Source organism: Pseudomonas corrugata (assembly GCF_050920615.1).
Classification (GTDB): domain Bacteria; phylum Pseudomonadota; class Gammaproteobacteria; order Pseudomonadales; family Pseudomonadaceae; genus Aquipseudomonas; species Aquipseudomonas corrugata.
Genome location: NZ_CP130434.1, coordinates 449410 through 461300, shown reverse-complemented (window position 1 = coordinate 461300; position 11891 = coordinate 449410). Strand labels below are relative to the sequence as shown.

At 61.7% G+C, this 11891-nt stretch carries 10 protein-coding genes; 3 read left to right on the top strand and 7 right to left on the bottom strand.

What is annotated here, in order from left to right; genetic code table 11:
- Positions 1–229: 229 nt before the first annotated feature.
- From QZH45_RS01985 to QZH45_RS01975, 3 genes are all read left to right on the top strand, one after another.
- A complete protein-coding gene (locus QZH45_RS01985) occupies positions 230–817 on the top strand; it encodes a phage tail protein (RefSeq protein WP_024777933.1) in 588 nt (195 codons plus the stop codon).
- A 46-nt stretch (positions 818–863) separates the two neighbouring features.
- A complete protein-coding gene (locus QZH45_RS01980) occupies positions 864–1175 on the top strand; it encodes a DUF6916 family protein (RefSeq protein ID WP_024777932.1) in 312 nt (103 codons plus the stop codon).
- 442 nt (positions 1176–1617) lie between these two features.
- Positions 1618–2205 carry a phage tail protein gene (locus tag QZH45_RS01975; RefSeq protein ID WP_024777931.1) on the top strand — a complete coding sequence of 196 codons (588 nt, stop codon included), beginning with the start codon at positions 1618–1620 and terminating at the stop codon, positions 2203–2205.
- Positions 2206–2356: 151 nt separating this feature from the next.
- Here the strand turns inward: QZH45_RS01975 and QZH45_RS01970 are convergent, their stop codons facing one another.
- The 7 genes from QZH45_RS01970 to QZH45_RS01940 form a co-directional block, all read right to left on the bottom strand.
- Positions 2357–2848 carry a GNAT family N-acetyltransferase gene (locus QZH45_RS01970; protein WP_024777930.1) on the bottom strand — a complete coding sequence of 164 codons (492 nt, stop codon included), beginning with the start codon at positions 2846–2848 and terminating at the stop codon, positions 2357–2359.
- 9 nt (positions 2849–2857) lie between these two features.
- A complete protein-coding gene (locus QZH45_RS01965) occupies positions 2858–4954 on the bottom strand; it encodes an efflux RND transporter periplasmic adaptor subunit (protein ID WP_024777929.1) in 2097 nt (698 codons plus the stop codon).
- 1 nt (position 4955) lies between these two features.
- A complete protein-coding gene (locus QZH45_RS01960; RefSeq protein ID WP_024777928.1) occupies positions 4956–6275 on the bottom strand; it encodes an efflux RND transporter periplasmic adaptor subunit in 1320 nt (439 codons plus the stop codon).
- On the bottom strand, positions 6272–7051 hold the full coding sequence (locus tag QZH45_RS01955) for an efflux RND transporter periplasmic adaptor subunit (RefSeq protein WP_024777927.1): 780 nt from the start codon (positions 7049–7051) through the stop codon (positions 6272–6274). Before QZH45_RS01955 ends, QZH45_RS01960 begins: the two co-directional genes overlap by 4 nt.
- 66 nt (positions 7052–7117) lie before the next feature.
- Positions 7118–7684, bottom strand: coding sequence for a hypothetical protein (locus tag QZH45_RS01950; protein ID WP_237140464.1), 567 nt, complete (start codon positions 7682–7684; stop codon positions 7118–7120).
- Positions 7685–8349: 665 nt separating this feature from the next.
- Positions 8350–9717, bottom strand: a complete 1368-nt coding sequence (locus QZH45_RS01945) for an HlyD family type I secretion periplasmic adaptor subunit (RefSeq protein WP_024777924.1) — start codon at positions 9715–9717, stop codon at positions 8350–8352.
- Entirely contained in the window at positions 9707–11863 is a 2157-nt protein-coding gene (locus QZH45_RS01940) for a type I secretion system permease/ATPase (RefSeq protein WP_024777923.1), read from the bottom strand. The genes QZH45_RS01945 and QZH45_RS01940 overlap by 11 nt, the downstream gene beginning before the upstream one ends.
- Positions 11864–11891: the final 28 nt, after the last annotated feature.

The following is an 11891-nucleotide window of genomic DNA, read 5'->3' as shown; positions in this document are numbered from 1 at the left end:
AGTACTACTTTGATATCAAATGCAGCTGAATCTGTAAAAAAGATGGACGGTATGGATCCTCCCTCGACCTGAATCGATTAAGCCAGGCAGCAGCCATTTTCAGCTCATGGGCAGAATGAAATAACCCCGTCTACGCTCAGCCGTGCTTGACCAGGCCAAGGAGAACGCATCTTTGCCCGTTGTATCCGCCTAGACATCGCAGACCAACAACCTGAAGGATGAGGATTCTATGGAAGTATTTATCGGGACCATCCAGCCTTTCGCTTTCAACTTTGCACCCAGGGATTGGGCCTTGTGCAACGGGCAGACGCTCAGTCTTGCCCAATACCAGACACTGTTTGCCCTGATCGGCGTGACCTACGGGGGCGACGGCCAGACCACCTTCCTGCTCCCCAATCTGCAGGGGCGGATGCCCATTGGTCAGGGCAACGGCCTCGGACTGACCCCGAGGGTGATCGGCACCGTCTCCGGCACTGAAAACGTCACGGCGACACTGAACAACCTGCCTAATCACACCCACGCTCTTACCGGTATAACCGCCGCAACGACGCTGCAGCTGGCGAACCCGGCCAGCAACCCGGCGAATACGCCAACGGCCACCAACTCCTTCATCGGCACCTCAGGCACCGGTCCGGGTGCGGCGAATATCTATTCCGACCAGCTAGGCGCCTCGCCGGTACCGCTGCAGGGTGTAACCACGACGGTCAGCGGCACGGTCGCCCCCACGGGCGGCAGCACACCGATGGCGATCATGAACCCATTCTTGGCGATCAACTTCAGCATTGCCCTGCAAGGCTACTTCCCGTCCCGTAACTGATGATTTACCGGAGGACTACGGCCCTCCGGCCTGTTGGAGTATCGACATGTTGCAAGCGGTTCATAGCCACCACTTCCAACCACTGCTGGGCCAGACGAGCCACCTGACCCTGCCCGACGGCAGTTGCTTGCCCGTGCGGATCGAAACACTTGAGCAAGCGCCTCGAGCGAAAATGCCCAATACCGAACGCATGCCCTTCAGCGTCGAATTCAATAGCTTGCAGGCTACTGATTTCGTGGATGGCTTGTGCTCACTGGAAGTCCCTGAACTGGGCAGGCTCGAAGGGGTGTTCGTGTCGCGGGTCCCTCCCATGGGTCGGGATCCGGCGGTGGGGTATTTCTATATCGCGTTCAACTAGCCAACGGGGGTCACAGATCATGCAGCCATCCGAGAACCCTGTGGCAGCGAGCCTGTTCGCGATGGATGGCTGTCCATCCAACAAGGAGCGACTGCCCCTGATGCCAGTCAGTTAAGGATCAAACGGCGCAAAACCTGTGGGAGCAAAGCTTGCTCGCGATGACGACAGCCCCGTCAACATTGCTGCTGACTGACTTACCGCAATCGCGAGCAAGCTTTGCTCCCACAGGTTTGTGGCTTAACTGACTGGCATTAGCGACTGCCCCTCCGTTTTCGCGAACAGGCTCGCCCCCACATTGAATCTGTAATGGAGTTCCATCCGGCAGAGCACGGCAACCGCGTCTACGCTCAGCCGTGCGTGACCAGGCCTGGGACGGAGTCAAACTGAACGCAATCTTCTCCCTTGGCAACACCAGAACGATAACCTGAGGAACGAGGAATCTATGGAAGTATTCATGGGCACTATCCAGTCGTTTGCCTTTAATTTCGCACCCAGCGGCTGGGCGCTGTGTAGCGGGCAGACACTCGGCATCGCGCAATATCAGGCGCTGTTCTCACTGATCGGCACCTACTACGGAGGCAATGGCCAGACCAACTTCATGCTCCCCAACCTGCAAGGCCGACAGCCCTTGGGCCAGGGCAACGGCCTGGGCCTGACTCCGCGTGTCATCGGTGAGATTTCCGGCACCGAAAACGTCACGGCGACACTGAACAACCTGCCCAACCACACCCACACCCTTACGGGCATCACTGCCTCAACCACCCTGCAACTGGCGAACCCGGCCAGCAATCCGGCGAATACACCAACAGCCACCAACTCGTTCATCGGCACCTCGGGGACCGGGCCCGGTGCGGCGAATATCTATTCCGACCAGATAGGCGCTTCGCCGGTACCGCTCAAGGGCGTGACCACGACGGTCAGCGGCACGGTGGCCCCCACGGGCAACGGGCTGCCGATGGCAATCATGAACCCGTTCCTGGTCATCAACTTCAGCATCGCCCTGAACGGTCTGTTCCCATCCCGTAACTGATTTTTCAATCGCAGGGCTGCGGCCCTGTGGGAGCAAAGTTTGCTCGCGACTGCGACAAGTCAGGCAGCAACAATATCGACTGGTCTGCCGCTATCGCAAGCAAGCTTTGCTCCCACAGAAACTCCCCCGCACACTAAGGAATATTGAGCTGTCAGTCGCCTTTCGGATACCAGACCAACCGCTCTGCCGCCGGGTTGCGCTCCTGGACTTCGAAGCCCAGCGCCAGGTAATGCCGACGTGCGTGAGGATTGCTGGTCCAGACTACGGTCGCCACCGGACAGCGGATCTGCTGCGCGGCTTTCTGCACACCTTGCAACACCGTCCGGCCATAACCCTGTCCACGCGCCTGGGGAATGAAGGCTAGGTACAACACGCGAATTTCATTGGGGCCGAAATCGGTGCTCAAGGCGCCGATAGCGGTGCCGAGTTTTTCCACGACGTAATGCATGGCATTGGGAAAATTGTCCCCCAATCCCTGTTCCTGCACCTGGAACTGCTGGGCGATCACCTGCTGCACTTGTTCGTGCTCGCCATCGATCCATTGCAGATCCGGCCGCGCCGCCTGATAAAGACGCTGCAAGAACGGACCATCGCTGACCCGCGACGGCCGCACCACCAGTCCCTCTGCCGCTACTGACTCCATGTACACTCCTTAAAATCCGCTTTCCCTCACACCCAACGCCGCCAACCGACGCCAGGCCGCTCCCAGTATCGATTCGCCCTGCCCCTGTAGCACCACGACGCCCCGCAGCGGTTGCGGCGGCGCAACTTCGTCATCGATGGCGCTCAGGCGCACGCCATATTGCGCCTGCACGGGCTCGGCGCGCTGTTGCGAGTCGCGGCGCACGGCAATCGGCCCATGGTGATCGGACGTCAATGCCTGCTGCTCGACCCAGGCGACGCCATTGGTGTCGACTTCATTCAGTTGCACGGCAATCGAAGGGTGCATCGGATCATCGGCGATGAATCGCCCCGTGGCTCCCGGCCCGACCCGCCAAAGCTCGGCCTCGGTGAGGTAACCGCGCAAGCGGGAGTCGGCCTGCACCACCCGCACCAGCGGTTGCGTGGGTGATAACCAGCGGCCCACCGCCAATTGCGGCAGCAAGTCGCGTACCTGGCCGGCATGGGGCGCACGCAGCAACAGGCGCTCACGCTGGGCGACCAGGCCGCGGTACTCGGCGACGGCTTCGGCCAGTTGCTGCTCGACAATGCCTGCGTCGGCCGCGGTTTCGCTGCGGCCGGCCCGACGACGCATCTGTAATTGCTGGATCTCGATCTCCCGGCGCACGATGCTCAGGCGTGACGCCATGTCCGGCGACTCCAATTCAATCAACACGTCGCCCTGGGCCACCACCTGCCCATCGTGCACGTTCACTTGCTTGACCCGTGCCGCCACTGGTGCATACAAGGCGCTGGCCCGTCCGGCCTCCAGCATCGCCGGCACTTCCACGGCGCTGCGCCAGGGCAGGAGCAACGCCAGGATCAGCGCCAGCAAGACCAATCCAGTCAGCAGCACCCGCGGCCCATGGGCCTGCTCGCGACGCTGCCACCATTGTCGCCACTCATTCACGATAGGCATGAAAATGAACCAGACCAATTCCACCATCATCAAGAAAATGCCCAGCACCTTGAAAAACAGGTGATAGACCGCCAGGGCAATGCCGAAAAACAACGCCGCTCGCCACAACCACGACCCATATCCCCATACGAGCAAGCGGCGGCGCATTTTCGGCGACCAGGGTTCCGGCGCCGCCACGCCATAACCGAACAAGGCTTCGCGCAAGCGCCAGCGACACAAGGCGAACGCCCGGCCTTGAAGGTTATCCACCGCCCAGAAATCGCTGAGCAGGAAATACCCGTCGAAGCGCATGAAGGGATTCAAATTGATGATCAGCGTGGTGATCCAGGTAGCGCTGGCCAACATGAACGCGGCAGTGCGGGCCGGCCCGTCGGGCAGCAGCGACCAGGCCAGCAAGGCGATGCATGCCAGTAGCAGTTCCGCCAGCACGCCGCCGGCGCCAATCAGCAGCCGGGCCCGCCGGTCATTGATCCGCCAGGCGTCGCTGACATCGGTATAAAACATCGGCAACAGCACCATGAACGCCACACCCATGCTTTGCACCCGGCAACCGGCGCGCTTGGCCATGAAGGCATGGCCGAACTCATGGCACAGTTTGGCAAAAAACAATGCCACCCCGAACGCAAGCGCACCGCCCAGGCTGAACAGGTGGGGAAAAGTCGCCAGGAACCGCTGCCAATCCCGTGACACCAGAAAAATCCCGACACCCAGGGTCAGCGGCAGTCCATAGCGCAGGATCTTGGGCCCGAATCGTGCCAGCCAAGGCCAGATGCGGTTGAGAAAGGCGTCCGGGCGCCACAGCGGAATCCGGAAAAACAGGTATTGATGCAACAGGATCTGCCAGAGGCTCTGGCGCCGGGCGGCCGTCTTGAGTTGGTAGCTGTCACGCTGTTGCGGATCCATTGCGCTGATCAGATCGTGACCGCGCAGAAAGCCCAGCAGTTGCTCCAGCGACTCGCCATTGAGGGGCAGGCCCGGCTCACGGTTCGCGGCTCGCAGCACCTTTTCCGGATCGCCCAGGGACCAATGTCGCAGCATGCGCATCGCCGCCGCACCAAGCTTGAAGTAACGCCCCCGCACCGGATCGGCCAAGGTCCACTGAGGCGAACCATCAGGGTCCGGTGCCGCTGGGGACAGCTGAAGGTCCGGCCGCAGGCTCGGCAGCTCCATGCTACAGACCTACGCTCTGGCGCAGGCCAGCCAGTGGACGACGCAACAGGTACAGCGCCAGCGGCGCACGATCACCGAATATTTTCGCCGTGCCACGCAGGCCGATGCGCGGCGCGGCGGCGTCGAAACGCGCATCCAGCCGATAAGCAAGCTGTCCGGCGGCGGTGGGTTGCGCCTCATAGGCCGAACGCTCGAGCCGGGCCAAATGCCGCTGCAACGGATCGCTGTCGAGAAACAACGCGACTTGCGCGCCGGGGGCCAGGGTTATCGCATCGCCGACCGCCAGTTCGATACGTAGCTCAGCCTGGCTTGGATCGGCAATCTCCATCAAGCGCTCGCCGGTCTGCACCGGCTTGCCGAGCCAGCGCTCGACATCGGCAAACACCGCGATGCCATCTCGTTCCGCGCGCACTTCACTGCGCTTGAGCAGCTCGAGGGCATAGTTGCGCTCGGCACGTTTTTGCTCGACGCGAGCGGCCAGCAGGTCGATCTTGGAGCTCGACTCGGCGTCGGCAAACGAGCGCTGGGAGTTGGCCTTGAGCTCCGCCTCGGCCACGTCCAACGCGCGCTCGGCCACATCGGCCTGGGCCTTGAGGCTGGTGCTTTCGAAGCGCAGCAACAGATCGCCGTTCTTGACGGCCTGGTTGGGCTTGACCATGAATTCGGCGATCACACCATCCAACGGCGCCGCCACTACCTGACCGCCCAGCGGCACCACTTCGGCCGGGGCCAGCACCGACTGACGCACCGGCACCAGCAAACCCAGCAACAGCACCGCCACCAGCGCGACCTGGCGCTTGCGCGTCCAGCGCAAGCGCCATGGCTTGCGCGGTTGCAACGCCAGCCACGCGTGGCTGTAGGTGTCGCCCAGTTGCGATAGCAACACTTGCTCAGCCGGCGTCCAGGGCAGGTCACGGGCCAGCCACAGACCACCGAAGACCAGCCCCTTGTGATCGATCAACGGCAGCCAGAATACCTGCGCGGCCGACAGGCTTCCCCAGTCCGCCTGAACGGCTTCGCTCACACCATCGGCGGCAATCACACGGGCCTGATTCAGCACGCCTTGCTTGAACAACTGCGCCACCGCCTGCTCGACAAACGCCACGAAGGGCGCGTTCGGCTCCACGGCACTGACGCCGGTCACCGCCTGGACCTTGCCGGCGATCAACAGCGCGGCGTGGCGAAACCCGAACAGGGCCTGACCATCGTTGACCAGGCTGTAGCTCAGTTGCGCCGGGTTACGCGCGGCCCGCGTCTGACGCTCCAGATCAAGGAAGCGGGCAAATACCTGCTCGGCGCTGCCCATGACCGGCGCGTTCATTTGGACTCCGCGAAACGCGCCGTGCCGCTCATGCCGGACAGTAAACCACTGGCGTCGGGCAGGCTCGCGACCAGCAGCAACGTCTGGCTGCCTTCATCGATACGCGCGCCGAGGCGCTTGACCGTCGCTTGCAGCGGCCGCCCGGTTTCGTCGGGAACGAACGTGAAGGATTGGCCGGGCTTGAGCCTGCCCATCCAGCGCGACGGCACCAGCAGGTGGATCTCCAGGGTGCGGTTGTCGACCACATCCAGCAATGGCGCGCCGGCTGCCACGCTCTCGTAACGCTGGACCTTGCGCGCCACCACCTGTCCATCGAACGGTGCGATTACACTGCAGCGCTTGACCTGAACCTGATAAACCTGGGATTGCGCCTGGGCCTCGCTGAGCCGAGCCTCAGCCCGCGAGACTTCGAAACGCCCGACGGACTTCAATGCCGCCAGTTGCCGGTTATGCGCCAACTCTTCACTGGCACCCCGACTTGCCGCCTGGGCGGCATTGAGCTGGGCCTGATAAGCCGAGCAATCGAAACGCGCAAGGGTATCGCCCTTCTTGAACGACTCGCCCTCACTGAACGGTAATTCGACGATGCGTCCGGCCAACTCGCTGGCCAGCACCGCCTGATCCCGCGCCCGAAGCACTCCCCGAGCCTCATTGCCACCCGGCGCTCCGGTCGCCACATTGTTCTCGAACAAGGGATCGTCCGCGACAGGCGTCTGCGCCTGGACCGCGCACGTTACAAAGGCCAATCCCAAAACCCAACTGCCAAAACGTTGCATGACCGCTACTCCCTGACGGATGGTCGGAGTCTACGACAGCGGCAGGGAGCGTCAAGGGAGATGCGGTCAGGTTTGGGAAATCTCTTGTTTCAATGCCCACTGCTCAACCTCGTACGCAGAGATTAGGTTCTCTGGCAGTTGGGGTGAAAACACCGGCTTCGGCCGGTTTTTTCGTTTCTGGGGATTGAGTTTGTGCGTACCGCTTTTTTCGTTGACGGCTATAGCGTTTTCTATGGATTGCTCGCCGGCACGTCTTATAAGATGCGACCAGACCTGCGCCTGGGTGGAAACCAACATGTCCTGGGGCGCCCAGAGCACGATGCCGGCGATCAACCATCCCCAAGGCATCGCGCGTCTCAGCCGATTGCCGATATGGACAAGGGCCAGCATGTACAGCGAATAACTTTGCAACGTGGCGCCGAACAGCGCCAGCCACCAGACCTGCTGCGCCCGGGCAGCCGAAGGCACCGCAGCGTCGGACCAGAAAGCGTGTTCGAGCGTTTGCAGATAGCCGTCGAGCAGTCCCGAATGCCCTGCCCAGGTCAGCATGAGACTGACCAATAGATGCATGAGGGCAGCGGCGTACAGCCAAGCGACCAGGGCTTTGCGAAGGGAACTGGGAGGGGCTGACATTCCGTGTCCTGAAGGCTTGCTTGGGAGCCGCAAGTCCAAAGGAAAAGAAAGTGGCTTTACCTGGCTAATTGGGGTGAGTTGAGGTCCGCCATCGCGAGCAGGCTCGCTCCCACAGGAAATGGGCGCAGGCGCGAATGTCACAACCAGAACAGACCCTGTGTGCGAGCCTGCTCGCGATGGCGTCCACCCAGACAACCGCTGACCTGAACATCATGACAGCCCTTCCATCAACGCTGCATCCCCCGACGCTTCACCGTCACCCGCTCCAGGTTGTCGAACACCAGGTTCTCCACCAGCAAGCACAGCGCGGCTTCATGGGCGCGCCTCGATCAAAAACTCACGGCAGGGCCGTATGGGTTCGTGTCGTGCGGCGCGCCGATTGGTCGGCAGGTACGCAGGGGTATGACTTTATCGGTATAAGAATTTAAATACCGTCAATGAATAACGATATGGCTTGGAGTTTTCATCGCATCCCTGTGGCGAGGGAATTCAGCGAACCGTCGCACCGCCCCGCTGGGGTGCGAAGCAGCCCAAACCGGGCGACTCAAGCTACCTGACACACCGAGGTGGCAGGTTTGAGGGCCGCTTCGCGGCCCAGCGGGGATAAATCCCCTCGCCACAGCCCCCCTCGCCACAGAGCTCGGGGCGGCCTCAATTGCTCGTCTCTACCGCTCGTGCAACGCCTCGGCCCGGGCCTTGATGATGGGCTTGAGCAGGTAGCTGAGCACGGTTTTCTTGCCGGTGATGATGTCCACCGAAGCCACCATGCCCGGGATGATCAGCAGCGGTTTGTCATCGGTGCCCAGGTGGCTGCGCTCGGTGCGCAGCTTGATGATGTAGTAGGTGGTTTTCTTGTCTTCGTCGGTAACGGTGTCGGCACCGATCTGCTCCAGCTTGGCTTTCAGCCCACCGTAGATGGTGTAGTCGTACGCGGTGAATTTCACCGTGGCGTCCTGACCAGGATGCAGGAAGGCGATGTCCTGGGGACGGATTTTCGCTTCTACCAGAATGGTGTCGTCCAACGGCACGATCTCCGCCAGGTCGCTGCCAGGCTGAATCACTCCGCCGATGGTGTTCACCAGCATTTTGTTGACGATACCCCGCACTGGCGACGTTACCAGGGTGCGGCTTACACGGTCTTCCAGGGCCTTGCCGGTCGCCTGGGCCTTGTTCAGGTCGGTGCGTGCCTCGTTGAGCTGGGTCAGCGCTTCGCTGCGGAATTTGCCGCGGGTCTCATCGATCTTGCGTTGCACTTCCTTGATCGCCGACTCCGCACGAGGAATCGCCAGGGTCGTGGCATCCAGTTGCCCGCGGGTCTCGACTTCAGCGCGCTTGAGCCGTAGCACTTCCACCGGTGATACCGCACCCTGGGCCACCAGCGGCTCGGACATGTTGATTTCCTGACGTTGCAGCGCCAGGCCGGAGCGGTACTGCGCCTGCTTGGAAATGAATTCACGCAGCTCCTGCTGACGCTGCACCAACTGCTCCTGCAACCCGCCAATTTCATCGTGCAGCTGCTGGCGACGGCTGATATACAGCGACTCTTCGCTGGCGGCCTGACGCGGCACCGCCTTGAGTACGTCCGCCGGGAAGTTCAGCGGCCGGTCGTCGACCTCGGCACTCAATCGTTCGACGCGCAACAGCATGGACAGACGATCCGCCTCGGTTTCACCCACATTCGAGGCAAACCGCGTGTCGTCCAGACGAATCAAAGGCGCACCGGCCTCGACTATCTGCCCTTCCTTGACGAACAGTTCGGCGACGATGCCGCCTTCCAGGTTCTGGATCTTCTGGATCTTGGACGACGGAATCGCCTTGCCATCGCCCTTGGTCACCTCGTCGACCACGGCGAAGTTGGCCCACAGCACCAGAAACACGAAGAACGCGATAATGCTCCAGATCGTCAGGCGCACCACTCGTGGAGCATCTTCGATCAGAGCCTTGTTGACCTCCGGCAGGGGTTGCCCACCAAGCGAAGCAGAGCCTTTGAAATAGCGGCCCACGGAATCCTTGAAACCCGACTTAAGCAACACTGATCTGCCCCTTCTTCAACGCTTCCATCACGGCAGCTTTCGGGCCGTCGGCGAGGATCTGCCCACGATCGATCACCAGCAGGCGATCCACCAGCGACAGCAGAGATGCCCGGTGCGTCACCAGCAGCACCGTCTTGTTCTCCACCACGGCGGCCAGACGTTGCTTGAGGCGTTCCTCACCGGTGTTATCCATAGCGCTGGTGGGTTCGTCGAGCAGCAGGATCGGTGGGTTGAGCAACAGCGCGCGGGCCAGGGCAACGTTCTGGCGCTGACCACCGGACAGGTTCTGTCCGCGCTCGCCGACCTGCAACTCATAGCCCTGGGGATGCAGGCGCGCAAACTCATGCACGCCCGCCAGTTCGGCGGCCTGGAGTACCAACTCGTCTTCGACATAGCGGGCACCTGAGGTCAGGTTGTCCCGCAGGGTGCCGGCCAGCAACTGGATATCCTGGGGGACGTAGCCGATGTTGTAGCGCAACTCGCTGACATCGATCTGACGAATGTCCACGCCGTCCACCAGCAAGGCGCCATCGTCCGGCTGGTAGAGACCCACCAGCAGCTTCGCCAGGGAGCTCTTGCCCGAGCCGCTGCGGCCGATGATGCCGATTTTTTCACCGGGCTTGATGACCAGGTTGATGTTCTTCAGCGCGGCGTTCTGCTGGTTCGGATAAGTGAAATTCAACTGCCGGCATTCAATGGCACCCTGCAGGACCTTGCGACTCAGCGGACGCTCTTCGAAATTGCGCTCCTGAGGTAGCTCCATCATCTGGTCGACGGAGGTCATGGTCACCCGCGCCTGCTGGTAGCGGGTCAGCAGGCCCGACAGCGATGCCAGCGGGCTGAGGGCGCGGCCACTGAGCATGTAGCAGGCAACCAGCCCACCCATGCTCAGGTTACCGGCGATGATCAGGTAGACACCGAAGACGATCATGATCACGCCAGCCAGCTGCTGGATCAGCAACGTGATGTTCATCGCCAGCCCGGACAGCATTTTTACCCGCAGCTCGAGACGGCTGAGGGTGCCGATAGTCTGCTCCCACTGGTATTGGCGCTCGCTCTCGGCGTTGTTGACCTTTACCGCATCCAGGCCGGCGAGAGTCTCGATAAGGCTGGACTGGCGCTCAGCGCCCAAGGCCATGGTCCGCTCCATGGTCGCCACCAGAGGCTTTTGCAATGCATAGCCGATCAACAGGGCAATCGGGAACGCCAGCACCGGAATCCACACCAGATGTCCGCCAATGATCGCGATGACCATGAAGATCAATAGCGTGAACGGCAGGTCGATCAGGCTGGTAAGGGTCAGCGAGGCGAGGAAGTCTCGCAGGCTCTGGAACTCATGGATGTTCTGGGCAAAGCTGCCGACCCGCGCAGGACGGTACTTCATCGCCATGCCGACGATACGCTCGAACAGCGTGGCGGAAATGATCAGGTCGGTCTTCTTGCCTGCCAGGTCCAGGCACAGGCTGCGCAGCATCTTCAGGATCAGGTCGAACAGATAGGCGCCGGTGATGCCGATGGCCAATACCCACAGAGTCGACTCGGCCTGGTTCGGCACAACTCGGTCGTAGACGTTCATCACGAACAGCGGTGCCGCCATGGCGATGATGTTGATCAGCAGGCTGGCAGCGATCGCATCGGCGTACAGCCAACGAGAACGCTTGAGAGTGTCGCGAAACCACGAGCGCGCCCGGGGAATGAGCGTGCCGTGGTTCACATCGAATTTGTGCTGGGGCTGGGCAAAGAAGACCTTGCCACTGTAGTCGTCAGCCAGTAGCTCGCGGCTGACCGTCACTTCTCCGCCGTCGCTCTCACTGAGCAGCAGCCGCGCCTGGTCGTCGCCGACCCAGCCCAGCAACACCGCACTGCGACCTTCCTTGAGCAACAACAGGGCCGGCATGGCAATGGTCGGGATCTGCTCGAGCCGACGTTGCAGCACCCGGCCCTGTAGACCGGCCCGGGCCGCCGCGCGCGACAATAATTCGACGCTCAACCGCTGCTTGGGCAGCGGCAGACCGGTGGTGAGCATCGCCGCGCTGGCCGGTTTCTGATGCAGCATGCAGAGCGCCAGCAACCCGTCCAGCAAGGGGTCATCGTGCAGCGTACGCGGGTCATGGACTAGTTCGACTCGACTGACTTCTGATTCCACGCTCTGCACTCTTTACTGAACAAACTGG